At 75.2% G+C, this 310-nt stretch carries 1 protein-coding gene; it reads left to right on the top strand.

Annotation, left to right across the window (positions count from 1 at the left end):
- The coding region (locus IE99_RS0128625; protein ID WP_030177587.1) for a sigma factor at positions 1-310 on the top strand (310 nt) is incomplete at both ends.

The raw sequence follows: 310 nt of genomic DNA, 5'->3' as shown, positions 1-310 counted from the left end.
CGTCCGCACCCACCTCCCCCTGGTCGGCCACATCGTCCGCGAAACCCTGATGCGGGTCCCCGCCCACGTCAACCGCGACGACCTCACCTCCGCCGGCCTGGCCGCCCTCGCCACCGCCGCGCACTCCTACGACCCCACCCGCGGCGTCCCCTTCGGCCGATTCGCCGCCATGCGCATCCGCGGCGCCCTGATCGACGAACTACGCGGCCAGGACTGGGCCTCCCGCTCGGTCCCCCCCCGCTCCCGCCACATCGACAACCTCCGCCACCAGCTCGCCGGCGAACTCGGCCGCGTCCCCACCACCGCCGAG

The organism is Spirillospora albida (assembly GCF_000718255.1).
GTDB classification, from domain to species: domain Bacteria; phylum Actinomycetota; class Actinomycetes; order Streptosporangiales; family Streptosporangiaceae; genus Spirillospora; species Spirillospora albida.
Note: the sequence above shows the minus strand (reverse complement) of the source record. Positions and strands in the feature narration are given on the sequence as shown.